Annotated in this window: 18 protein-coding genes and 3 pseudogenes; 8 read left to right on the plus strand and 13 right to left on the minus strand. The window is 69.6% G+C overall.

What is annotated here, in order from left to right; all coding sequences use genetic code 11:
- Positions 1–77 precede the first annotated feature (77 nt).
- Positions 78–1784: a serine/threonine-protein kinase gene (locus G6045_RS15090; RefSeq protein WP_165332483.1), complete on the minus strand. Its 1707-nt coding sequence runs from the start codon at positions 1782–1784 to the stop codon at positions 78–80.
- Positions 1785–1864: 80 nt separating this feature from the next.
- Entirely contained in the window at positions 1865–3154 is a 1290-nt protein-coding gene (locus tag G6045_RS15095) for a DUF6986 family protein (RefSeq protein WP_165332453.1), read from the minus strand.
- A gap of 209 nt (positions 3155–3363) precedes the next feature.
- Between G6045_RS15095 and G6045_RS15100 the strand changes: the two genes are divergently transcribed.
- Positions 3364–4125: an endonuclease/exonuclease/phosphatase family protein gene (locus G6045_RS15100; protein ID WP_165332484.1), complete on the plus strand. Its 762-nt coding sequence runs from the start codon at positions 3364–3366 to the stop codon at positions 4123–4125.
- A gap of 81 nt (positions 4126–4206) precedes the next feature.
- On the opposite strand, the gene G6045_RS15105 is transcribed toward G6045_RS15100, so the two are convergent.
- The 4 genes from G6045_RS15105 to G6045_RS15120 form a co-directional block, all read right to left on the minus strand.
- Positions 4207–5169, minus strand: coding sequence for an electron transfer flavoprotein subunit alpha/FixB family protein (locus G6045_RS15105; RefSeq protein ID WP_165332454.1), 963 nt, complete (start codon positions 5167–5169; stop codon positions 4207–4209).
- A 92-nt stretch (positions 5170–5261) separates the two neighbouring features.
- The gene (locus tag G6045_RS15110) at positions 5262–6056 is read right to left on the minus strand and encodes an electron transfer flavoprotein subunit beta/FixA family protein (RefSeq protein WP_165332455.1); all 795 of its coding nucleotides are present in this window, start codon (positions 6054–6056) and stop codon (positions 5262–5264) included.
- A 252-nt stretch (positions 6057–6308) separates the two neighbouring features.
- Positions 6309–6842, minus strand: coding sequence for a flavin reductase family protein (locus G6045_RS15115; RefSeq protein ID WP_165332456.1), 534 nt, complete (start codon positions 6840–6842; stop codon positions 6309–6311).
- Between the two features lie 86 nt (positions 6843–6928).
- Entirely contained in the window at positions 6929–7249 is a 321-nt protein-coding gene (locus tag G6045_RS15120) for a thioredoxin family protein (protein ID WP_328707785.1), read from the minus strand.
- 277 nt (positions 7250–7526) lie between these two features.
- Between G6045_RS15120 and G6045_RS15125 the strand changes: the two genes are divergently transcribed.
- Positions 7527–8255, plus strand: a complete 729-nt coding sequence (locus G6045_RS15125) for a lysophospholipid acyltransferase family protein (RefSeq protein ID WP_165332457.1) — start codon at positions 7527–7529, stop codon at positions 8253–8255.
- Between the two features lie 12 nt (positions 8256–8267).
- On the opposite strand, the gene G6045_RS15130 is transcribed toward G6045_RS15125, so the two are convergent.
- Both G6045_RS15130 and G6045_RS15135 read right to left on the minus strand, forming a co-directional pair.
- Positions 8268–8954 carry a B3/B4 domain-containing protein gene (locus G6045_RS15130; RefSeq protein ID WP_165332458.1) on the minus strand — a complete coding sequence of 229 codons (687 nt, stop codon included), beginning with the start codon at positions 8952–8954 and terminating at the stop codon, positions 8268–8270.
- Between the two features lie 8 nt (positions 8955–8962).
- The gene (locus tag G6045_RS15135; RefSeq protein WP_165332459.1) at positions 8963–9562 is read right to left on the minus strand and encodes a transglutaminase-like domain-containing protein; all 600 of its coding nucleotides are present in this window, start codon (positions 9560–9562) and stop codon (positions 8963–8965) included.
- A gap of 136 nt (positions 9563–9698) precedes the next feature.
- Between G6045_RS15135 and G6045_RS15140 the strand changes: the two are divergent.
- From G6045_RS15140 to G6045_RS15155, 4 genes and pseudogenes are all read left to right on the plus strand, one after another.
- Positions 9699–10163 (plus strand): annotated as a pseudogene (locus tag G6045_RS15140) (IS5 family transposase); the annotation flags it as partial.
- Positions 10164–10210: 47 nt separating this feature from the next.
- Positions 10211–11440 carry an IS701 family transposase gene (locus G6045_RS15145; RefSeq protein ID WP_165332486.1) on the plus strand — a complete coding sequence of 410 codons (1230 nt, stop codon included), beginning with the start codon at positions 10211–10213 and terminating at the stop codon, positions 11438–11440.
- A gap of 404 nt (positions 11441–11844) precedes the next feature.
- Positions 11845–12643 (plus strand): annotated as a pseudogene (locus G6045_RS15150) (IS5 family transposase).
- A gap of 51 nt (positions 12644–12694) precedes the next feature.
- Positions 12695–13126 (plus strand): annotated as a pseudogene (locus G6045_RS15155) (transposase); the annotation flags it as partial.
- Between the two features lie 672 nt (positions 13127–13798).
- Here the strand turns inward: G6045_RS15155 and G6045_RS15165 are convergent.
- From G6045_RS15165 to G6045_RS15185, 5 genes are all read right to left on the minus strand, one after another.
- Positions 13799–14869 carry a threonine aldolase family protein gene (locus tag G6045_RS15165; RefSeq protein WP_165332461.1) on the minus strand — a complete coding sequence of 357 codons (1071 nt, stop codon included), beginning with the start codon at positions 14867–14869 and terminating at the stop codon, positions 13799–13801.
- Entirely contained in the window at positions 14866–15615 is a 750-nt protein-coding gene (locus G6045_RS15170) for an SDR family oxidoreductase (RefSeq protein WP_165332462.1), read from the minus strand. The genes G6045_RS15165 and G6045_RS15170 overlap by 4 nt, the downstream gene beginning before the upstream one ends.
- A gap of 23 nt (positions 15616–15638) precedes the next feature.
- Positions 15639–17036 carry a DUF6421 family protein gene (locus tag G6045_RS15175; RefSeq protein WP_165332463.1) on the minus strand — a complete coding sequence of 466 codons (1398 nt, stop codon included), beginning with the start codon at positions 17034–17036 and terminating at the stop codon, positions 15639–15641.
- A gap of 81 nt (positions 17037–17117) precedes the next feature.
- Complete coding sequence (locus tag G6045_RS15180; RefSeq protein WP_206343757.1) at positions 17118–18134, minus strand: alpha/beta hydrolase; 1017 nt, start codon at positions 18132–18134, stop codon at positions 17118–17120.
- Positions 18131–19282 carry an LLM class flavin-dependent oxidoreductase gene (locus G6045_RS15185; protein ID WP_165332464.1) on the minus strand — a complete coding sequence of 384 codons (1152 nt, stop codon included), beginning with the start codon at positions 19280–19282 and terminating at the stop codon, positions 18131–18133. The genes G6045_RS15180 and G6045_RS15185 overlap by 4 nt, the downstream gene beginning before the upstream one ends.
- A gap of 141 nt (positions 19283–19423) precedes the next feature.
- Between G6045_RS15185 and G6045_RS15190 the strand changes: the two genes are divergently transcribed.
- Complete coding sequence (locus G6045_RS15190; protein ID WP_165332465.1) at positions 19424–20011, plus strand: PadR family transcriptional regulator; 588 nt, start codon at positions 19424–19426, stop codon at positions 20009–20011.
- Positions 20012–20381: 370 nt separating this feature from the next.
- Complete coding sequence (locus G6045_RS15195; RefSeq protein WP_165332466.1) at positions 20382–21065, plus strand: glycerophosphodiester phosphodiesterase; 684 nt, start codon at positions 20382–20384, stop codon at positions 21063–21065.
- The last annotated feature ends 27 nt before the right edge of the window (positions 21066–21092 follow it).

The following is a 21092-nucleotide window of genomic DNA, read 5'->3' on the forward strand; positions in this document are numbered from 1 at the left end:
GCTTCGCCCCGGACCCCGCATCCGAACTTCGTTCGGATCTCCTCAAGCGCCGGAGGGGCTGAGTTGGGCTGAAGTGTTCAGCAGACCGGAAGGCCCGGTACCGGGGCGTCGTTGGCGCCGCCTTCGATGTAGACGTCGCTGATCCAGACGTCGGTGTTGCCGCTGTCGTCGTCGGTCTTGGACCACCACACGTTGGTCCACTCGCCGTGGGTTTCGCGGCGGCCCAGATTCGACTGGCAGTAGAAATAGTTGGTGCCCGCGTTGAGGACTCCGGCCTCGCTGCCGGATGCCGTGTACGACGTGGCGGTGCGCCAGACCTGGCAGTTGTACTTGCCGCCGCCGATCGGCCGGCACATCGGCGCGGGATCGCCACCGCCGCCGCTCGCCGCTCCCCCGTCCGTACCGCCGCCGTCGGACCCGCCGGAGCCCGAGCCTCCGGAGCCGGAGCCGCCGGTGCCCGAACCACCGCTGTCCGTACCGCCGTTGCCGGATCCGCCGGTGGTTCCGCCGTCGCCGCCGGCCGGCTTCGAGGGCGTCGGCGACTCCTTGTCGGCCGCCTTGGAACCCTTCGGCTTCGGCGAGGCGCTGCCGCGTGGCGATGCCTCGTCCGTCGTCGGCGCCTTCCCGTCGGAGGACTCGGCGCCGGATCCCGGGGTGCGCTGCTCTGTGGCCGAACTCCCTGGCGTATCGGAGTCGTCGAGGAGCAGGTAGCCGCCGCCCGCGGCCGCGAGGACGGCAACCGCCGCCGCGACCACCAGGACGGTCCGGCCACGGCGCCGCGGCTCGGGCGGGGGCGCGGAGGTCACGACGGGGTCGGGCTGCTGCCAGGCGGGCGGCCCGAAGCCCGGCGGCACCGGACCCGGCCGGCTCACTTCGGTGGGCACGGGCGGCACGCTCGGCACGGCCCGCAGCGCCGCCGTGGGTGCGTCGTCCGGCGCGGAGTCCGCGACCTCGCGCAGCAGCCGCGCCGCGCCGTCCGCGTCCGGACGCGCCTGCGGGTCCTTCGCCATGAGCAGTTGCAGTACGGGGGTGAGCGGCCCGGACCGTACCGGCTCCGGCAGCGGTTCGACCACGATCGCGGTCAGCGTCGACCAGGTCGAGGTGCGGCGGAAGGGCACCGAGCCCTCGACCGCGCCGTACAGCGTGGCGCCGAGCGCCCAGACGTCGGAGGCGGGCCCCGGGTCCTGGCCCTGGGCGCGTTCGGGCGCCAAGTAGTCGAGGGAACCGACGAGTTCGCCGCTGCGGGTGAGGTGGGTGGAGGAGCCGTCGCCCGGGTCCTCCATCGTGGCGATGCCGAAGTCCGTGAGGACGACGCGCCCGTCGCCCGCCAGCAGGATGTTGCCGGGCTTGACGTCGCGGTGCAGCACTCCGGCGCGATGCGCGGCGGCCAGCGCGTCCATCACCTTGGCGCCGATGCCGGCCGCTTCGCGGGGGCTCAGCGGCCCCCGTTCGCGCAGCACCGCGTCGAGGGACGGGCCGTCGACCAACTCCATGACGATCAGCGGCCGGCCGTCCGCCTCCACCACGTCGTGCACCGCGACGACTCCGGGGTGGCGGACCCGGGCCGCGGCGCGGGCCTCGCGCTGCATCCGTACGCGCAGCGCGGACAGTTCGGGCGCGGCCGCGTCCGCGTAGGTGCGCAGTTCCTTGACCGCGACCTCGCGGCCGAGGATCTCGTCATGGCAGCGCCATACGACGCCCATGCCGCCGCGCCCGAGCTGTGACACCACCCGGTAGCGGCCGGCGAGCACCCGCCCCTCGCCCGTGTTCTCCCCCGAAGACACCACTGCCCCGTCCATCCGTCACGCGTCGACTCGCGAACAGACTACGGGGCAGCGGTGACAGCCGGACCGGCTGCCGGGAGTTACTTGGCGGAGGCCGTGAGGTCCGCTCGGCGCGGGCCCGAATAGGTCTGGAGGCGGGCCAGGGTGAGGCCGGTGAGGCGGGTGACCTCGCCGGTGTCCAGGGCGCCGCAGTCCAGGCCGCGCAGCAGGTAGCCGGCCAGGGCCTTGGCGGTGGCCGGCTCGTCCATGACGGCGCCGTCCACGTGGTTGGCGTACGCGGCGAGGCGCTTGGCGGCGGCCTCGAAGCCCTCGCGGTAGAAGGCGAAGACGGCGGCGTAACGCGTCGGGATGTGGCGCGGGTGCATGTCCCAGCCCTGGTAGTACGCGCGGGCCAGGGCGCGGCGGGTCAGCCCGTAGTGCAGGCGCCAGGCCTCGTGGACCTGCTCGGTGGTGCCGATGGGCAGCACGTTGGTCGAGCCGTCGGAGACGCGGACGCCGGTGCCGGCCGCGGCCACCTGCATGATGGCCTTCGCATGGTCGGCGGCCGGGTGGTCGCTGGCCTGGTAGGCGGCGGAGACGCCGAGGCAGGCGCTGTAGTCGAAGGTGCCGTAGTGCAGTCCGGTCGCGCGGCCCTCGGCGGCGTCGATCATCTTCGCGACGGTCGCGGTGCCGTCGGCGCCGAGGATGGACTGGCTGGTCTCGATCTGGATCTCGAAGCCGATACGGCCCGGGGCGAGCGAGCGGGTCTTCTCGAACTGCTCGACCAGGCGCACCATCGCGGTGACCTGCTCGGGGTAGGTCACCTTCGGCAGCGTGAGAACCAAGCCCTCGGGCAGGCCGCCGGCCTCCATCAGGCCGGTGAGGAAGACATCGAGGGTGCGGATACCTCGGTCGCGGACCGGGGCCTCCATGCACTTCATCCGGATGCCCATGTACGGGGCGGCGGTGCCGTTCTTGTACGCGTCGGCGATCAGCTGCGCGGCGCGCGCGGCGTCGGCGTCCTCGTCCTTGCCCTTGTAGCCGTCCTCGAAGTCGACCCGGAGGTCTTCGATCGGCTCGCGCTCCAGCTTGGCGCGTACGCGGTCGTAGACCGGCGCGGCGAGCTCGTCGCTCAGGCCGAGCAGCTTGGCGAAGGTCTCGGCGTCGGGCGCGTGCTCGTCGAGCGAGGCGAGCGCCTGGTCGCCCCAGGACCGTATGGTGTCGGCCTGGAACACGTCACCGGGTACGTAGACGGTGTGCACGGGCTGGCGGGTGCCGGGGTCTCCCGGGTAGCGGCGCTCGAGCTCCGCGTCGACCGGGGCGAGGGAGGCGCTGATCTCCTCGCTGAACGCACCCGCGAGGCTCGTCGCCACCTTCTCTTGCTGACCCATTCCGGCACCCTCCGCTTTCGTGTTCCGCTGAGCGTTCACCGTGAAAGTTTCCGCTCCACGGAATCAACAATCCGTATAGCGAAGTTATCCGGGGACCTTCCCGCTGGTCAACACCGTCTTGCGGCGTCGCCTCACGGGGCATCGTCACCGTGAAGCCCGTCCACCTCATCGTGACCGCAACACGAGGAGTCCGCGTGCCGACCGACGTCATGTCCTTCAACCTCCGCCACGCCGGAGACAAGCGCCCGAACAGCTGGGCCGAGCGCCGCCCCGCCATGGCCGAACTGCTCCGTGCGACAAGACCCGCCGTGATCGGCACCCAGGAGGGACTCTTCCAGCAGCTCTCAGACATCGAAGCCGACCTCGACCGGCGTTACGCCTGGATCGGCACGGGCCGCTCCGGTGGCAGCCGCGGTGAGTTCATGGCCGTCTTCTACGACACCGGGCGGCTGGCTCCCGTGGAGTACGAGCACTACTGGCTCTCGGACACCCCGGACGTCATCGGCTCCAACACCTGGGGCGGCAGCTCGATCCGCATGGTGACGTGGGTGCGGCTGCGGGATCTGTGGACCGGGGGCGAGTTCTACGTGGTCAACACGCATCTCGACGTGTCCAGCAGGCTCGCCCGCACACGGTCCGCCGAACTCATCGTGCGCCGGCTCGGCGACCTCGACCGGTCCCTGCCGGTGGTCCTGACCGGGGACTTCAATGTGCCGGCCCATGCGGATCCGGTGTACGACACGCTGCTCGGCGCGGGACTCGCCGACAGCTGGGACAGTGCCGAGCGGCGGGGCACGGTGTATGCGACCTTCCACGGCTACGGGCCGCTGGTGCCGGACGGCGACCGGATCGACTGGATCCTCACCTCTCCGGGTGTGCGCACGCTCTCGGCCGAGATCGACACGTTCTCGCTCGGCGGTCAGTTCCCGAGCGACCACCTGCCCGTACGGGCGCGGCTCGCCCTTCCGTGAACGAGCGGCCGGCGTCGTCGTGAACAGACCGAAGGCCCCCGTGATCCGCGTACCGGATCCCGGGGGCCTTCAGGGACGAGCTCAGCCCTTGCGGGTCTCGATCTCCTGGGTCAGCTGCGGGACGACCTCGAAGAGGTCGCCGACCACGCCGTAGTCGACCAGGTCGAAGATCGGGGCCTCGGCGTCCTTGTTGACGGCCACGATGGTCTTCGAGGTCTGCATACCGGCGCGGTGCTGGATCGCACCGGAGATGCCGTTGGCGATGTACAGCTGCGGCGAGACCGACTTGCCGGTCTGGCCCACCTGGTTGGAGTGCGGGTACCAGCCGGCGTCCACCGCGGCGCGCGAGGCACCGACGGCGGCACCGAGCGAGTCGGCGAGCTTCTCGATGATCGAGAAGTTCTCGGCGCCGTTGACGCCACGGCCACCGGAGACCACGATCGCGGCCTCGGTCAGCTCCGGGCGGCCCGTCGACTCACGCGGGGTGCGCGAGACGACCTTGGTGCCGGTCGCGGCGGCCGAGAAGGAGACCTCGAGGGCCTCGACGGCGCCGGCGGCCGGCGCGGCCTCCACGGCGGCCGAGTTGGGCTTGACCGTGATGACCGGGGTGCCCTGCGTGATGCGGGACTTGGTGGTGAAGGAGGCGGCGAACGCGGACTGCGTCGCGACCGGACCCTCGTCACCGGCCTCCAGGTCGACGGCGTCGGTGATGATGCCGGACTTGATGCGGACCGCGAGGCGGGCCGCGATCTCCTTGCCCTCGGCGGAGGACGGCACCAGCACGGCGACCGGCGAGACGGCGGCGTACGCGGCCTGCAGCGCGTCCACCTTCGGTACGACGAGGTAGTCGGCGAACTCCGGGGCGTCCGCGGTCAGGACGCGGGTCGCACCGTGCTCGGCGAGCGCGGCCGCGGTGTCCGCGGCGCCGTTGCCGAGCGCGACCGCGACGGGCTCGCCGATGCGGCGGGCCAGGGTCAGCAGCTCCAGGGTGGGCTTGCGGACGGCACCGTCGACGTGGTCGACGTAGACGAGAACTTCAGCCATGGGACTTCTTCTCTCCTGCAAGTACGAAGCTTTTGGGGGCGGTTGCCGGGCGCTGCGAGCCTTGGATGAACTTCTGGCCCGCGAGGCTGTGCCTAAATGAACTTCTGCTCCGCAAGGAAGGCGGCCAGCTGCTTGCCGCCCTCGCCCTCGTCCTTGACGATCGTGCCGGCGGTGCGGGCCGGACGCTCGGCCGCGGAGTCCACGGCGGTCCAGGCGCCCTCGAGACCGACCTCGTCGGCGTCGATGTCCAGGTCGTCGAGCTCCAGAGCCTCGACCGGCTTCTTCTTGGCGGCCATGATCCCCTTGAAGGAGGGGTAACGGGCCTCGCCCGACTGGTCGGTGACCGACACGACGGCCGGGAGCGCGGCCTCGAGCTGCTCGGAGGCGGTGTCGCCGTCACGGCGGCCCTTGACTGTTCCTTCTGCGCCACCCTCGACTGAGACCTCGGAGAGCAGCGTGACCTGCGGAACGTTCAGACGCTCGGCCAGGATCGCCGGCAGCACGCCCATGGTGCCGTCGGTGGAGGCCATACCGCAGATGACCAGGTCGTAGCCGGTCTTCTCGATCGCCTTGGCCAGCACCAGCGAGGTGCCCATGACGTCGGTGCCGTGCAGGTCGTCGTCCTCGACGTGAACGGCCTTGTCGGCGCCCATCGACAGCGCCTTGCGCAGCGCGTCCTTGGCGTCCTCGGGACCGACGGTCAGCACGGTGATCTCGGCGTCGTCCGCCTCATCGGCGATCTGGAGCGCCTGCTCCACCGCGTACTCGTCGAGCTCCGAAAGCAGGCCGTCGACGTCGTCGCGGTCGACGGTCAGGTCATCGGCGAAGTGCCGGTCGCCGGTGGCGTCGGGCACGTACTTCACACAGACAACGATCCTCAAGCTCACGCCGGCTCTCCTACTGCATCGTCTTGACTGGGCTGGCTGCTGCCTCGTACCAGGCAGCATAGGCGCCTGGAGCGGCGGATCCCGGACGGGGCGGCCCGCGCTCCGCTCGGAATGTTACTAGTCAGTACACCCTGCACTTACCCGTTGAGCAAGCGCTTAGAACTGTGACCTTCCCAACGGTGGCACAGAGTGTCAATGCAGGTGGGGCGAGTGCGGCACGAAGGACACGTGAGCCGCCCCACATCCGGGGCGTCAGGCCTCGCGCAGGCCGTTGAAAGCGCCCCCGTGATAGAGCAACGGGCTTCCCTCGCCCGACGCGTCGCCCGCGACGACCTCGGCCACGATCAGTCGGTGATCGCCGGCCGGGACGCGGGCCAGGATGCGACAGGTGAGCCAGGCCAGGACGCCGTCCAGGACCGGGACCCCGTGCGGACCCTCGTGCCACGAGGTGGGCGGGGCGAAGCGGTCCGCGCCGCTGCGGGCGAACCGGGCGGCCAGGTCGCGCTGGTGCTCGCCGAGTATGTGCACGCCGATGTGGTCGGTCCCGGAGATCGCCGGCCAGCTGGAGGAGCCGGTGCCGACGACGAAGGAGATCAGGGGCGGCTCCGCTGCGGCGGAGGTGAGCGACGTGGCGGTGAAGCCGACGGGCCGCTCCCCCTGCGCGGTGATCACCGCGACGCCGGCCGCGTGCCGCCGGAACACCGCGCGCAGCAGCTCGGGCGAGCCCGGCTGCACGGGCGGGGTGCTGCCGGTGGGCTGCGCGGGCACGGCGTACTCGATCGACATGCCCTCAGGCTTTCGATACGTGCCCGATGCAGTCAAGTTGCCCCGGAGATCTGGGAGAAGGCTCACGGGGCGCTTCCCGGTCCCCGTCATACCGCCGCTCCGAGCGCGGCGATCACATCGGCCTTCCGCGGCTGGCCACTGGCCCGCCGCACGACGCGGCCCCCGGCGTCGAGGACCAGCACCGTCGGGGTGCGGTCGATCTCCAGCTGCCGCATCAGCTCCAGATGATCCTCGGCATCGATCTCGATGTGCCCGACCCCGGGGACCATCGCGGCGACCTCCGCCAGCACCCGTCGGGTGGCCCGGCACGGCTGGCAGAACGCGCTGGAGAACTGCACGAGCGTGGCCCGCTCCCCCAGCGCGGTTCCCAACTCCCGCTCCGAGAGCGCCACCCAGCCTGCCCGCACCGTGTTTCTCCTGCCGTTTCGAGGGCACTTCGCCAGGTGCAGCGCTCGGCAGACCGGAAAGATTCCCGCCCGTGCGGCGCACCCCGAGAGGGGTTCACCGGTGTACGGGGAGAGTTCCGCTTGCGTACGTGATGAGAATCTCTCGCCACCCGGGGCGTTCAGGGTGGCTGTTCCGGTCGGCATGGGGCACGATCTCGCCAAGCCCTGAAACCTACGGGCGCGTAAGTTCGAGCCCGGGAGACCCCGTCCCAGGCCAACGGAAGGGTCTCCCTCACCCATGGCAGAACTCGTCTACCGCCCGGTCGTCGGAGCAGCGCTGACCATGTTCAAGGCGCTGGATCTGAAGATCGACCTCAAGGGCTCGGAGCACATTCCGCGTACGGGCGGGGCAGTCCTGGTCAGCAACCACATCAGCTACATGGACTTCGTGTTCGCCGGCCTCGCGGCCCGTCCGCAGAAGCGTCTGGTGCGGTTCATGGCGAAGGACTCGGTGTTCCGCCACAAGATCTCCGGGCCGCTGATGCGCGGGATGAAGCACATTCCGGTGGACCGCGCGCAGGGCGAGCTGGCCTATGCCCACGCCCTGGACTCGCTGCGCAAGGGCGAGGTGATCGGGGTGTTCCCGGAGGCGACGATCTCCACCTCGTTCACCCTGAAGAGCTTCAAGTCGGGTGCCGCGCGCATGGCGCAGGAGGCCGGGGTCCCGCTGATTCCGGTGGCGCTGTGGGGCACGCAGCGGGTGTGGACCAAGGGGCGGCCGCGCAACTTCAAGCGCTCGCACATCCCCGTCACCATCCGCGTGGGCGAGCCGATCGAGGCTCCGAAGGACCAGTTCGCGGGCGCCATCACCCGGCGTCTCAAGGACCGCGTCCAGGAGCTCCTCGAGGCGGCTCAGCGCGCTTATCCCGTACGTCCCAAGGGTGCGGACGACACCTGGTGGGTGCCCGCGCACCTCGGCGGCACGGCCCCGGCGCCCGCGCAGGCGCGCGAGGCCGAGGCCGGCTGAGCCGGACTCCGCTTACTCCGGGGCCCGCACGGTGAGCCGGGCCCCGGGGCTGAACTTCTCGAGCAGTTCGGCCAGTTCCGCGCCGGCAGCTTCGAGGCCCGCGTGGTCGCCCATGCCCTCCAGGAGGAACAGGGCGTTCGTCGAGGTGTCGTCGAGGCAGGTGCGAGGGCCCTGGCGCCAGTTCCAGCGGCGGCACGTCACACCCTCGTCGTCGCACCAGACCACCTCGCCGGGCTCCGGGTGATCCACGACCTGCTCGCCGGAGGCGACGGTCACGAAGTCCTCGGTACCGGTCGCGCGGATGAGCCGCATACCGCCCTGGATACGGTCCAGGTCCTCGCCGCCGACCGGGATCAGATGGGCCACGCTGATCGCGTTGTAGACATCGACAAGCGTGTTGATACGGGGCAGCCCCGCATCGCTCAGCGCCCTCTTCGCCAGCGCCTCCGCGGAGTTCCTGGTGCGGTTGGGCTTGGCGCCGAAGGCGGTGTAGGCCGCGCGCCAGTCCACCATGTGCGGGTCCTCGTGCGGGGCGCGCCCGTCGAGGCGCTCGGCGAGCCGGCGCACAGCGTCGTCAAGGAGTGCCGAAGTGGCCTCCGTGCTGGGCGTGTTCACGAGGTCGTACGCCTCGATGGCGATGTGGTGGAAGCCCGGCGCGAGCGTGCGGACCTCGTCGGAGACGGTGAGCTGGACGGGCATGGCCTGCCTTAGAGAGTGAGCGAGTCCGGAAGGTTCTCCCACAGGTACGGGCGGCCCGGGGCATTGCGCAGGGCATCGAGCACCGCCCGGTGCGGTACATCAAACAGTACCGGATAGTCCACCTCACTGGACTTCACATCCGGCACCCAGGCAAGCCGCTCGCCGTGGAGCGAGAACTGGGCGTCGATGCCCGGCTTGTTCCCGCGCGGGTCCTGCCGGTGCCAGGCGCCACGGAAGCGGACCGCGACCAGGCCGTGCACGCACCAGCCCGTACCGGCGTCATAGGCGAGGCGCTGGTAGCAGAGGGCGGTCGGGATGTCCTCGGCTCGCAGCAGCGCGGTCAGCGCGTGGGCCTTCGCGTGACAGATGCCGGTGCCCTGCTCCAGGACGTCGGAAGCCCGCCAGGTAACCCTCATGTCCCCGCTGTCGGCGGAGTGCGGGATCGTGTCGCGCACGAACTCGAAGGCCGCGCGAGCGTATGAGTATGAATCCACGGACTCTTTCGCGAGGCGTGCCGCGGTCTCCCGTACGAGCGGATGGTGATGATCGATGAAGTCATCGGCCGCCAAGTACGCAGAGAGGTCGGGGTTTTGCTGGATCAGCTGCATGGCACGCGAGCATAGGTATGCGACTGAACGTAGGTCAATGCCTTTACGGTCAGTCGCATACCTATGCATCGCGTTGGAGTGGGGCGGCTAGGACGTGTATCGAAAGTGGATCTTGAGCTGTGAATGATCACGGTTCATGGGGCGTGGAGATCTCACGGACAATCAGTGGGCGGTGCTGGAGCCGTTGTTGCCGAAGGGCACCAGGGCGGGGCGGGCGCCCGTCTGGCACCGGCGTCGGCTGATCGGCGGCATACGGTTTCGGGTCCGGACCGGCGTTCCGTGGCGGGACGTGCCCGCCGAGTACGGACCGTGGGGCCGGGTCTACGACCTGTTCCGTCGATGGCAGCGGAGCGGGACCTGGCACCGGACCCTCACCCGGCTCCAGTCCCTGGCCGAAACGAAGGGCGCAATCGTCTGGGACTTGAGCGTCGACTCCACTGTGTGCCGCGCCCATGTGTGCCGCGCCCATCAGCACGCGGTCGGCGCCCGAACGCGGGGTGACCTACAGAAGGAACCGCCGGGCGGTATCGCCTCCGAGCCCTCTGATCACGGACTGGGACGCTCGCGCGGCGGGTTCACCACCAAACTGCACCTAGTAGTGCTTCGTTAGGTGTGCCGATCTTGCCTGTTCAGGGGCACGGTGTCGGTATGAGGCCGGGTGAAGTGGAGGGACTTCGCTGTGACTTGGCGGGGTTCGTTGCCGATGTGTTCGGGGCGTTGCCACGGCGGGATCAGCGCCGGTGGGGCGAGTGTTATCTGCGTGGTCTGATGCTGGACGGGCGGCGTAAGTCGATCCAGCCGATGGCCGCCCGTCTCCCGGACGGGAACATGCAGGCCCTGCAGCAGTTCGTGAACCAGTCACCATGGGACTGGTCGCCGGTGCGCCGGCGGATCGCCGAACGGCTCGTCAAGGCGGTCCGCCCTGAGGTGTGGGTCATCGACGACGTGTCGTTTCCCAAGTGCGGCAAGGCGTCGGCGGGAGTGGCCCGGCAGTATTGCGGGGCCGTCGGTAAGCGGGCCAACTGTCAGGTCGCGGTCAGCGTGCATGCGGCCACCGATCGGGCGTCCTGTCCGCTGGAGTGGGAGTTGTTCCTGCCCGAGGAATGGGCCGGGGACGGTCCTCGGCGCAGGTCAGCCCAGATTCCCGACGAGGTCGGCCATGTATCCAAGTCCCTTCTGGCCCTTGGATTGTTGGACCGGCTCGCGTCCTGGCAGCTGCCCGTCCCGGTGATCGTCGCCGACGCCGGCTATGGCCGCAGCGTCGGCTTCCGGCTTGCCCTGGAAGCACGCGGTTGGACTTATGTGATGGCCGTCCAGCCCAAGGAGATCGCCAGGCCGGCCGGGGCTGAGCCGTATCTGCCGGCCTATGGCGGGCTGGGACCGCCCACCCTGCCCCGCTATCGGGAAGCGGCCCGGCCCCTGCCCGATCTCATCGCTGCGGACACCGTGTTCGAGGAGGTCACCTGGCGTCAGGGCAGCAAAGGGGAGATGACCTCGCACTTTACCGTCCTTGAGGTCAGGCCTTCCGGCAAGGAAGCCTCCCGCACCGCCCAAGAGCAGGGCGGCGGCCGCACCGGGTGGGACGGTGTGCTCCCGCTGCGGACCCTGCTGGTCGAACAGGCCGACACGGATGCGGGACCGACCGGCTACTGGATCTCCAACCTGCCCGCCAGCACCCCGATCGCGCACCTGGTGAGACTGGCCAAGATGCGCTGGCGGATCGAGCACGACTACCGCGAACTCAAACACGGCCTGGGCCTGGACCACTTCGAAGGCCGCACCTGGCGCGGCTGGCACCACCACGTCACCCTCGTCACCGCCGCACAAGCCTTCCTCACCCTGAGGCGCCTCGACCCAAAAGTCCGCACACCGGCCTGACCCTCTACCAAATCCTCGACACCATCCAAGACCTGCTCCGCTGCTGGACCGGCACCTGCACCACCTGCGGCAAGCCCCTCACCCGAGCCAGAACCTAACGAAGCACTACTAGGCCGGTTCGTTTGGATCACTTCCGCCGGCCGAGATCATCGTTGATGATGTCCATGTGACTAACCGCATCAGCGCTCTGATCTCGGCCTTCGGTGTTCTTGTCAGCATGATGCTGTTCGTTTTCGCCGTTGGTGAGTACCGCTCTGGGGCCTCGGTTCTCTGGCTCGTGGCTGGAGCCGTGATCTTCCTCAGCGCTTCGTACACGCTCGTACGGGACGCGCGGCGACTCCGCGCTGGGCCGACCGCCTGACAGCGGCACCGTTCCAGCCAGCACCGCCAGTCGTTGTTCGTGTGTGCCGTTGACTGACGCGCAGTGGGCGCGAATCGAGCCGTCACTCCCAGTTCGGACGCCAGGGCGGGGTGGCAGGTGGCGGGATCACCGAGAGGTGATCGACGCGATCGCCTGGAAGTTCCAGACGGGATCGCAGTGGATCCACCTCCCCGAGAAGTACGGGAACTGGCGAGGCGCCTACAACCGGTTGCGGATGTGGGCCATCGACGGCACGTGGGAGCGGGTGTTCACCGCGCTGATCGCACAGGCAGACGCCGACGACGACCTCAACTGGGCAGTCTCGGTGGACTCCACCATCGTGCGCGCACACCAACACGCGGCCGGCGCCCGCAAAAAGGGGCCCCAGCCGGCGAACCGGCAGACCACGCCATCGGCCGGTCCCGCGGCGGACTGACCACAAAGATCCACCTGGCCTCCGACGCCCACTGCCGGCCACTGGCCTTCGTGCTCACCGCCGGACAGGCCGGTGACGCACCCGCCTTCGCTCACGTCATGACTCGCCTTCGCGTTCCTCGACGGCGCGGACGACCCCGCACCAGGCCGGACGTGGTCCTGGCCGACAAGGCGTACTCCTCCCGCGCAATCCGCGAGCACCTGCGCAAGCGTGGTATCCGGGCGGTCATCCCCGTTCCGGCTGATCAACGCGGTCACCGGCTGCGGCGCGGCAGCGGGGCGGCAGACCACCCGCCTTCGATCGCGAGGCATACAAGCAGCGCAACACCGTCGAACGCTGCATCAACCGCTTGAAACAGTGGCGGGGCATCGCCACCCGCTACGAGAAGACCGCGATCATCTCCTGACTCGCGGGCATCTTCCTCTGGTCAGTGCGGTGATCCAAACGAAACTGCCGAGCCGTCGAGCAAGGTCAGAAGCCCATGTCGCTCGTGATCACGGCCGGGCAGCGCGGGGACTCACCGCAGTTCGAATTTGTGCTGGAGAAGATCCGTGTGCCCCGCATCGGACCTGGCCGACCACGCGTCCGACCAGATCGAGTCCGCGCCGACAAGGCGTACGCCTCCCGCCAAAACCGTGCCTATCTGCGCCGACGTGGGATCCGCTGCGCCATCCCGGACAAGACCGACCAGGCACGCAACCGCCGAATGCTCGGCTCCCGCGGCGGCCGGCCGCCGTATTTCGACCCGGCCGACTATCGCGAGCGCCACGCGGTCGAGTGCGGGATCAACCGCCTCAAGAGGCACCGGGCCGTCGCCACGCGATATGACAAGCTCGCGGTCCGCTACGAGGCAACCGTCCTCATCGCAATCATCAACGAGTGGCTGTGACCGCGGCCTTCAAGACTCATAAGGGCCGCCCCGGAAGTACATACTCCTGTGCGCACGGGGGCGGTCACCGCGCCCGTGCGCGGCATCAGAGCGGTCGGCAGGTGCCATCCGTTTCGCCAGCTCCCGCAGCGTCTCGAGGCCGGCCAACACTTCCGAGCGATTGTCCGACCTCTTCATCCACGCTGGCAGCCGAGCGAGCATCGACATCGTCGGCCGCACGTCGCCACGCTCTCGCAATCGCGCTCCGACGTAGGCAGACAGCTCGTCGACGTGCTCCTCGTTGTAGGCCCACAAGATGTGACCGGAGCAACGGGTCTGCAGCCACAGAGGCTGCTGGAAGAACGGATCCTCACTACCGCCCAGCACCGCGCCGACCAGCCCAGCCCCCTGCACCTCAGCATTCCAGTCAGCGACGGCGCCGCACCCTCCACAAGCCAGACGACGCGGCTGGAACAGGAGCTCACTGAAGTATCTGGGATCGGAAACGCCTGGCCGGGGGATCACCAAAGCACGGCCCCCGCATCGCGGACAGACCACGAGCATCCGGCCCGCGAACCGAGTCAACCAACCACCTGGGTCGTAGTGACGAGCGAGATCGGTACGCGGCTCGGAATCCATGACGACACCATCGCAGGTCCGCGATACGGGCAACTACCGGATTCTCAACGTGCCCTAGCGCGCCATCTCTTCCTTGAGCGCCGCCAGGAAGGAGTCCACGTCGTCCTCCGTCGTGTCGAAGGCGCACATCCAGCGGACGTCGCCGGCGGCCTCGTCCCAGAAGTAGAAGCGGTAGCGCTCCATCAGGCGACGGCTGACGTCGTGCGGGAGCCGGGCGAACACCGCGTTGGCCTGGACCTCGTGCAGGATCTCGACGCCGTGCACGGCACGGACGCCTTCCGCCAGACGCTGCGCCATCTCGTTGGAGTGGCGGGCGTTGCGCAGCCACAGGTCCTTGGCGAGCAGGGCCTCCAACTGCACCGATACGAAACGCATCTTGGAGGCGAGCTGCATGGACAGCTTGCGCAGATGCTTCATATGGCTGACCGCGTCGGGGTTCAGGACCACGACCGCCTCGCCGAAGAGCATGCCGTTCTTCGTGCCGCCGAAGGACAGGATGTCGACGCCGGCACGCGAGGTGAACGTGCGCAGCGGGACGTCGAGCGCGGCGGCCGCGTTGGCTATCCGGGCGCCGTCCAGGTGGACCTTCATGCCCCGCTCGTGGGCGTGGTCGCAGATCGCGCGGATCTCCTCGGGCGTGTAGAGCGTGCCCAGTTCGGTGTTCTGCGTGATCGAGACGACCTGCGGCATCGCCCGGTGCTCGTCGTCCCAGCCGAACGCCTGGCGGTCGATCAGCTCGGGCGTGAGCTTGCCGTCGGGCGTCGGGACGGTGAGCAGCTTCAGACCGCCGACCCGCTCGGGCGCCCCGCACTCGTCGACGTTGATGTGCGCGCTCTCCGCACAGATCACCGCGCCCCAGCGGTCGGTCAGCGCCTGCAGCGCCGTGACGTTGGCTCCGGTGCCGTTGAACACCGGGAACGCCTCCGCGCTCGCGCCGAAGTGGGCGCGGATCAGCTGCTGCAGATGCGCGGTGTAGTCGTCCTCGCCGTAGGCGACCTGGTGGCCGCCGTTGGCGAGGGCGAGGGCCGCGAGGATCTCCGGGTGAGCGCCCGCGTAGTTGTCGCTGGCGAAGCCTCGTACGTCCGGATCGTGGTGCCGCTTGGCATCGGTCCGGGGAGGGTTCACGGCTGCTCGGTCAGCCACAGGCGCTTTCCGTTCACTTCCTGGGCGGGCCGCTCCCAGACTCCGGCGATGGCCTCGGCCAGCTCCTTGACGTCCGTGAAGCCCGCGAACTTCGCGTTCGGGCGCTCGGCGCGCATCGCGTCGTGCACCAACGCCTTCACGATCAGGATGACAGCCGCCGCCGACGGGCCCTGCTCGCCCCCCGCCTTGCGGAAGGCGTCGCCGAGGGCCAGGGTCCAGGCTTCCGCGGCCGCCTTGGAGGCGGCGTACGCGGCGTTGCCCGCGGTGGGCTTGCTGGCGCCGGCCGCGCTGATCAGCACATAGCGGCCGAAGTCGCTGCGCAGCAGTCCGTCGTGGAAGGCGAGCGAGGTGTGCTGCACGGTGCGGATGAGGAGCTGGTCGAGGAAGGCCCAGTCCGCGAGGTCGGTCTCCATGAACGACGAGCTGCCGCGCCAGCCGCCCACGAGGTGCACCAGGCCGTCGACCCGGCCGAACTCCTTCTCGGTGCGCGCGGCCCAGTCCTTGGCCGCGTCGAGGTCGAGCAGGTCCACGGTGTCGCCGGTGACCGTCGCTCCGCCGTGCGCATAGCGCGCGGCGTCCACGGCCTCCGCGAGACGGCTGGCGTCCGCGTCGGAGGCCACCACGGTCGCGCCCGCCTCGGCGAGGCGCAGCAGCGTGGCGCGCCCGGCCGCTCCGGCGGCTCCCGCGACGGCGATCACGGCGCCATTGAGTGCTCCGTTACCGTTCATGGCCCTCACCTCCGGCCGATGGCTCACGCGGCCACCCGCTCAGCGCTTTCCGCGGTGATCCCCCGGGTCGAGGCGATCACGTTCTTGAGCTTCTTGGACAGCGCCTCATAGAACATGCTCAGCGGAAACTCGTCCGGAAGCACCTCGTCGACGAGCTTGCGCGGCGGCAGGCTGGTGTCAAGAGCGTCGGGACCCTTGGCCCAGCGCGAGCCCGGGTGCGGCGACAGGTAGCGCGAGACGAGCTCGTACGCGGCGAACCAGTGCACCAGCTTGGGACGGTCGATACCCGCCCGGTACAGCTCCTCGATCTCGCCGCACAGCTGGTTGGTGATCTGCGGGGCGCGCTGCCAGTCGATGTGCAGCTTGTTGTCGGTCCAGCGCACGACGTCGTGCTGGTGCAGGTACGCGAAGAGCAGCTGGCCGCCGAGGCCGTCGTAGTTGCGCACGCGCTCGCCGGTCACCGGGAAGCGGAACATGCGGTCGAAGAGGACGGCGAACTGGACGTCGCGAGCCTGCGGTATGCCTTCGGCCTCCAGCTTCACGGCCTCCTTGAAGGCGGTGAGGTCGCAGCGCAGCTCCTCCAGGCCGTACATCCAGAACGGCTGGCGCTGCTTGATCATGAAGGGGTCGAAGGGCAGATCGCCGTGGCTGTGCGTGCGGTCGTGGACCATGTCCCACAGGACGAAGGCCTCCTGGCAGCGGGCCTGGTCGCCGATCATCTCCTGGATGTCCGCGGGCAGTTCGAGCCCGAGGATGCCGACGGCGGCCTCGGTGACCCTGCGGAAGCGGGCGGCCTCGCGGTCGCAGAAGATGCCGCCCCAGCTGAACCGCTCGGGGGCCTCGCGCACGGCGATGGTCTCCGGGAACAGGACCGCGGAGTTGGTGTCGTAACCCGAGGTGAAGTCCTCAAAGGTGATGCCGCAGAACAGCGGGTTGTCATAGCGGGTGCGCTCGAGCTCGGCGAGCCACTCCGGCCAGACCATCTTGAGGACGACGGCCTCGAAGTTGCGGTCCGGGTTGCCGTTCTGCGTGTACATCGGGAAGACGACCAGGTGCTGCAGACCGTCGGCGCGGTGGGCCGCGGGCTGGAAGGCCAGCAACGAGTCCAGGAAGTCCGGGACTTCGCAGCCGCCGTCGGCCCAGCGGCGCAGATCGCCGCTCAGCGCGGTGAGATACGCGGCGTCGTGCGGCAGCAGCGGGGCGAGCTGCTCGACGGCCGAAATCATCCGGTCCACCTGGGAGTCGACCTCGTCCTTCGAGGGCGCACTCTCGGCGGCGAAGTCGACCGAACCGTCCGCGGACTGCCAGACCCTGAGCGTTTCGACCGCATCCTTGAGCATGGGCCAGGCCGGGTGGTCCACCACCCGGTCCGCGGGAGGAACAGCTCCCCCGATTACGTCCTGCACAAGAATTTCCGTCATGCCACTTCCTCCACGGGAGAACCTCGCGTAAAGACACCGTATGCATGCGAGGTTCTCCACCACAAGAGGGGCCTCGGGAAATTATCCTGCGCCACCCCCATGTCCACCGGAATTCTTCCTGTCCGTCACGGTCGAGGCGATCGCGGTGACGACGCCCGCCAGTGCGGTACGGGCGTCCTCAAGCACCTCGCCGAACCCGAAGAATCCGTGGAACGCCTGCGGAAAGTGCGCTTCCGTGACCGGTACGCCCGCGGCGCGCAGCGCCTGCGCATAGGCGAGCCCCTCGTCGCAGAGCGGATCGCAGCCTGCGGTCACGACGTGCGCGGGCGGCAGACCGGCGAGCTCGCCGAGGAGCGGCGAGATCCGCGGATCGGCCCGGTCGACCGGCGCGATCGCCCCGACGTACTGCTCGTCGAACCACCGCATGTGCGCGCGGGTAAGGAAATATCCGTCGCCGTTCGTCTCGTACGAGGGCCACTCCCGCGACATGTCGACCACCGGGTACACGAGCACCTGGAGCGCCAGGGCCGGTCCGTCGCCGTCCCGGGCGGTCTGCGCGGTGACGGCGGAGAGATTGCCGCCCGCACTGTCGCCCGCGACGACCAAGGCGTCCGGGTCACCGCCGAGTTCGGCCACGTGCTCGGCGGCCCAGAGCAGCGCGGCGTACGCGTCGTCGACCGCGGCCGGGAAGGGATGCTCAGGCGCGAGCCGGTAGTCCACCGAGACGACGGCCGCGCCCGCACCGCGGCAGATGCCGCGCGCGGTGCCGTCGTGCGTGTCCAGATCGCAGACCGCGAAGCCGCCGCCGTGCAGGAAGACCACGGTGGGGCGGGGCCCCCGGGCCTCGACGGGGTCGGGCAGATAGACGCGTACGGGTATCTCGGGGGCGCCGGGCGGGCCGGGGATCGTGCGGTCCTCGACCGATCCCACCGCCGGCGGCTCCCACGGGGGCTTCGGGTTCGCGGCCAGGATGCCGCGGGCCTCGGCGGCGTCCGTGACGGCGCCCCCGAGATCGGGGAAGACCGCGGACATCAGATCGGCCAGGGCGCGGGCCTCGGGGGTCAGGCGGTCCTGCCCCGGAACGGCTTCGGTACTCATCGGCTCTCCTCCAGGCGCTGCTCGCGCCGCTCGTCACGGAAGTGCGGGATGACCTTCTCGCCCCACTGCCGGATGGTCTCCATGCAGGCCTCCTGGGGCACCGTGCCCATCTGGATCAGGCACATGATCTCGTCGGCGCCCGCGTCGCGGAGCTGTTCGACGTAGGCGATGGCGTCGTCGGCGGTGCCGTAGGCGTGGTCCGCGTTGAAGGTGGCCGTCGCGGTGGGGCGCACCGGGATGTGGTGCTCGTGCAGCCGTGCCACGACCTGCTCGGCGGCCTCGCGCATCGCCGCGGCCTCGTCGGCGCCTTCCACCACGGCTTCGTCCGGGATCCCCGCTCCGCCGTACCAGTGCCCGATGGACTGCGCGAAGAAGCGCTGTCCACGGATCCCGATGCGCTGTGCCGCAGCGCGGTCGTCGAGCACGATCGTCGGACACAGTACGGAGAAGTGATCGTTGACGACAGAGGAGACGAAGCGTCCGCCGTCACGTCCGTCCACCGCGGCGTCGTAGGCCTGGCGCATCTCCTTGATGGACTCGGGTCCCGCGAACCCCATCACCAGGGCGCCGATGCCGAGTTCGGCCGCCTGACGGAGGGTGTCGGAACGGCTGCACGCGAGAAAGAGCGGCGGGTGCGGCGTCTGCCGCGGGCGGGGCAGGATCGGGTGCGGGTCGATGTCGATCAGCTCGCCGTGGTACTCGAGTTCGTCCTCCTGCCAGGCCTTGCCGATGATCCTGAGCGCCTCTTCGACCTCCTGCGTGGTGCGGTCCTTGTCGACGCCGCACAGCGAGGTCTCCTGCTCCGTGCCGCCGCGCCCCGCGCCGAGGTCGAGCCGTCCGCCGGAGAGCAGATCGAGCATCGCGGCGCGTTCGGCGACGCGGGCGGGGTGGTTGAAGTTGAAGGGCATGCAGACCACGCCGTGCCCGATCCGGATGGTGCTGGTCTTCGCGGCGACCCAGGTGAGGAAGATCTCGGGGGCGCTCATGTGCGCGTACCACTTCAGGGAGTGATGCTCGACGGCCCATATGCGATCGAAGCCCATCTCCTCGGCGTAGACCGCCTGTTCCACGCAGTCGCGGATCACCTGGTGCTCGCGCTCCACGGTCGGGTCGGCCAGCTGGGCCTCGAAGATCACGGAGAACTTCACGGTTCCTCCTGGGAGTTGGGCCTTTGCGGAAGGCCGGGCGCCATATGCCTAATAGCTATATGACTAGCCGTCAGGTCTCGAAGTGGCAAGGGATACGGCACAGGCATTGCATCCGGGGTCCGGCCCCTCTTGAATGCGCGCATGGCTGATCAGCACACGTCCGCCCCGCCCCCGGCGGACCGCGCCCTGCCGGCGACCGCCTGGGCCGTGCTCGGGCTGCTCTCGTTCCCGGGCGAGCGGACGGGCTACGAGCTGAAGAAGTGGGCCGACGCCTCGCTGCGGTTCTTCTACTGGTCCCCGGCGATCAGCCAGATCTACGCGGAGCTCCGGCGGCTCGAGTCCCTGGGATACGTGACCTCGCGGCGCTCCGGGCCGGAGGAACCGCGGACGAAGCGCACGTACGCGATCACCGCCTTGGGGCGCGGCGCGCTGGCCGACTGGGCCGGCTCCGCTCAGGACGCGGGCGCCGCGGTGCTCAAGCATCCGCTGCTGCTGCGGGTCTGGCTCGGGCACCTGACCTCGCCGGAGCATCTGCGCGCGCTCGTGGTCGAGCACATCGCCCGCACCAAGGGCGAGTTGAAGGAAGTCATGGACGCGGGCGCGCAGGCCGAGGGCGTCGAGGCATGGGCGCACCCGCAGATAGCGTTGCGATGGAGCGAGCGTCGCCTGAAGTCCGAACTCGAGCTGGCCGAGGCGATGCTGGCGGACCTGGACGAGCTTCCGTCTTAGCGGTGCCGCGTCTTGAGCGAGCTCCCGTCGTCACGGTGCCGCGTCAAAGCTTGCAGGACTCGCCCACGCGCGAGTGACACGGATTCGCCGCGCGGGGTCGCGCGGCGCTAGGACAGAGGGTCCCGCCCCCCTGTCCGACGGAGTTGCCGACCCGTGAGTACCCGTGCCGTTCTTGTCGCCGCCGTGATCACCGGCCTCATCCTGGGCATCGCCGGAGCCCGAGCGGACGCCTCCGTTTCGCCGCGCGCATCCGGGTACATGTCTTCAACGGGCCGTTAGGCTGCGGGCTGCCGTGTGGGGCGTGGGACCGCAACCACGCGGACATGTACAGACAGCTTGAGAGCCGCCCGTCGACGGAAGCGAGTGAACCTTGAACTTCGTCACCATCGGTCATCGCGGAATCATGGGTGTGGAACCCGAGAACACTCTCCGCTCCTTCATCGCCGCGCAGCAGGCCGGGCTCGACGCCATCGAGCTCGATCTGCATCTGAGCAAGGACGGCGCGCTGGTCGTCATGCACGACACCGAGGTGGACCGCACCACGGACGGCCGCGGCCCGATCGCCGAGAAGACCCTGGCCGAACTGCGCGAGCTCGACGCGGGCCACGGTGAGCGCGTCCCCGTCTTCGAGGAGGTCCTCGATGCGGTGCGGGCTCCGCTGCAGGCCGAGATCAAGGACGTCGCGGCCGCACGGGCGCTCGCCGAGGTGATGCAGCGGCGTGATCTGGTCGGACGCGTCGAGGTCAGTTCGTTCCACGACGAGGCGGTCGCGGAGATCGCCAAGCTGGTACCCGGGGTACGCACGGTGCTGATCGCCAGCCGCTACGGGCCCGACGTGGTGGACCGTGCCGTCGCCGTCGGCGCGCAGGCGGTCGCGCTGAACATCCGCCGCGTCACGCTCGAGACGGTGGAGCTGGCCCGCAAGGCGGAGCTGCGGGTGATCGGCTGGGTGGTCAACACCCAGGACCACCTGCGTCTGGTGCGCGCCCTGCAACTCGACGGCGCCACGACGGACTACCCGGAGATCAAACGGACGGGCCGTTTCACCGCCTGAGCCGAAGCCCGGTCGTCACCGCTGCCC

The organism is Streptomyces mesophilus (assembly GCF_011044995.1).
In the GTDB taxonomy this organism is placed as follows: domain Bacteria; phylum Actinomycetota; class Actinomycetes; order Streptomycetales; family Streptomycetaceae; genus Streptomyces; species Streptomyces mesophilus.

What these genes read in the sequence shown, in the direction of transcription:
- G6045_RS15100 (WP_165332484.1), top strand. Translation starts at nt 3,364, where the DNA reads ATGTCCTTCAACCTCCGCCACGCCGGAGACAAGCGCCCGAACAGCTGG.
- G6045_RS15115 (WP_165332456.1), bottom strand. Translation starts at nt 6,842, where the DNA reads ATGTCGATCGAGTACGCCGTGCCCGCGCAGCCCACCGGCAGCACCCCG.
- G6045_RS15145 (WP_165332486.1), top strand. Translation starts at nt 10,211, where the DNA reads ATGAGGCCGGGTGAAGTGGAGGGACTTCGCTGTGACTTGGCGGGGTTC.
- G6045_RS15125 (WP_165332457.1), top strand. Translation starts at nt 7,527, where the DNA reads ATGGCAGAACTCGTCTACCGCCCGGTCGTCGGAGCAGCGCTGACCATG.
- G6045_RS15180 (WP_206343757.1), bottom strand. Translation starts at nt 18,134, where the DNA reads ATGAGTACCGAAGCCGTTCCGGGGCAGGACCGCCTGACCCCCGAGGCC.
- G6045_RS15190 (WP_165332465.1), top strand. Translation starts at nt 19,424, where the DNA reads ATGGCTGATCAGCACACGTCCGCCCCGCCCCCGGCGGACCGCGCCCTG.
- G6045_RS15105 (WP_165332454.1), bottom strand. Translation starts at nt 5,169, where the DNA reads ATGGCTGAAGTTCTCGTCTACGTCGACCACGTCGACGGTGCCGTCCGC.
- G6045_RS15130 (WP_165332458.1), bottom strand. Translation starts at nt 8,954, where the DNA reads ATGCCCGTCCAGCTCACCGTCTCCGACGAGGTCCGCACGCTCGCGCCG.
- G6045_RS15095 (WP_165332453.1), bottom strand. Translation starts at nt 3,154, where the DNA reads ATGGGTCAGCAAGAGAAGGTGGCGACGAGCCTCGCGGGTGCGTTCAGC.
- G6045_RS15135 (WP_165332459.1), bottom strand. Translation starts at nt 9,562, where the DNA reads ATGCAGCTGATCCAGCAAAACCCCGACCTCTCTGCGTACTTGGCGGCC.
- G6045_RS15170 (WP_165332462.1), bottom strand. Translation starts at nt 15,615, where the DNA reads ATGAACGGTAACGGAGCACTCAATGGCGCCGTGATCGCCGTCGCGGGA.
- G6045_RS15175 (WP_165332463.1), bottom strand. Translation starts at nt 17,036, where the DNA reads ATGACGGAAATTCTTGTGCAGGACGTAATCGGGGGAGCTGTTCCTCCC.